At 60.4% G+C, this 1,613-nt stretch carries 1 protein-coding gene; it reads left to right on the top strand.

Annotated elements, in window-relative coordinates; translation table 11 throughout:
* The first annotated feature begins 65 nt into the window (after positions 1–65).
* Positions 66–1,430 (top strand): DUF1501 domain-containing protein, encoded by a 1,365-nt coding sequence (locus tag WAW39_RS02325; protein WP_422315363.1) that lies wholly within the window; start codon positions 66–68, stop codon positions 1,428–1,430.
* The last annotated feature ends 183 nt before the right edge of the window (positions 1,431–1,613 follow it).

Below are 1,613 nucleotides of genomic sequence, written 5' to 3'. Positions count from 1 at the left end.
AGCCTGGCCCAGGCGCTGTACGCCTCCGCTGAATTCCGCTTCATCCGCTAACATCTCCTACCATCATGCACCACAGACCCCTTTTCTCCCGCCGCACCGCGCTGCAGACCACCGCAGCCGGATTTGGATACATGGCTTTCAACGGCCTCAGAGCCGCCGAGGCCATCCGCAATGGCAGACCGCTGAAGCCGCTCGCGCCTCATGAGCCGCATTTCCCCGTCAAGGCCAAGCGCATCATCTTCATCTTCATGGAAGGCTCGATGTCCCAGCATGACACCTTTGAGTACAAGCCTGAGCTGATCAAACAGGATGGCAAAGCAGGCCCAGGCGGCGGCACGCTCACGAAATCAAAATTCCAGTTCAGACAGCACGGACAGACCGGCTCGTGGTTCTCCGAACTGCTGCCAAACATCGCCAAACACGCGGACAAGCTCACCTGGCTGCGCGGCTTGCACACGGACACGCCCGCGCATCCGCAGGCCGTGGTGCAGCTGCACACCGGCAGCGCCAATGCGGCCCTGACACGGCCCAGCCTGGGAGCATGGCTGCTCTACGGCCTCGGCACGCCCAATCAGGATCTGCCCGGCTACATCACCGTCAATCCGCCGCCGAACTTCGGTGGGGCGGTGAATTACGGCAGCGCCTTTCTGCCCGCGCACTATCAAGGCACACGCATCACCGATCAGGGATACCTGCCCAATTTGAAACCAGCCACAAACTCACCGCAGCGGCGCCGCCAGCTGGATCTCATTCAGTCATTCAATCGTGATTTCGCCGCCCAATCCGGCGCACCAGATCCGGTGGAGGCCATCATCGACTCGTATGAACTCGCGTTCCGCATGCAGGGCAAGGTTGCCGAACTGCTCGACATCTCGAAGGAGCCTCTGAAGATCCAGGAAGCCTATGGCGTGAACGACAAGGGACCGAAGGCGGCCTTCGCACGGCAGTGCCTCATGGCTCGGCGTCTCAGCGAGGCAGGTGTGCGTTTTGTGGAAATCTGCCAGGGTGGGTGGGATCACCACAACAACCTCCACAAGGGCCTTATCGACCGCACCGGCTCCGTGGACCAGCCCACGGCCGCGCTGCTCTCTGATCTGGAACAGCGCGGACTGCTTGATGAAACACTCGTACTCTTCGGCTCGGAATTCGGGCGGCTGCCCACCATGCAGGGACCGGATGGACGCGATCACAACATCACCGGCTACCCGATGTTCCTCACCGGGGCAGGTTTGAAAAAAGGCTACGTGCACGGCAGCACGGATGAACTCGGCATCAAGGCGGTGTCAGGCCGCATGCATACCAATGATCTCCACGCCACGATCCTGGCCCTCATGGGGCTGGACCACGAACGCCTCACCTACCGCTATGCCGGACGCGACTTCCGCCTCACGGATGTGGCGGGGGAGGTCGCGCGGGAAATTTTTGCGTGAACTGCAGAGGGCGCAGGGGCGGTGCAGGACTGTGACAAAATAACAACAGAACCATTTTCACAGTCATCCCATAGACGGATGAGTTTTTTTGAATGAAGTGCGCTGACTGAGGGCGGGAAGCGGCTTGATTTGGATTACGATGTCAAAACCAACACACGCTCCAACCACTCAGCCAGCACGCCA

Origin of the sequence: Prosthecobacter sp., assembly GCF_049294395.1 — a bacterium.
Classification (GTDB): domain Bacteria; phylum Verrucomicrobiota; class Verrucomicrobiia; order Verrucomicrobiales; family Verrucomicrobiaceae; genus Prosthecobacter.
Note: the sequence above shows the minus strand (reverse complement) of the source record. Positions and strands in the feature narration are given on the sequence as shown.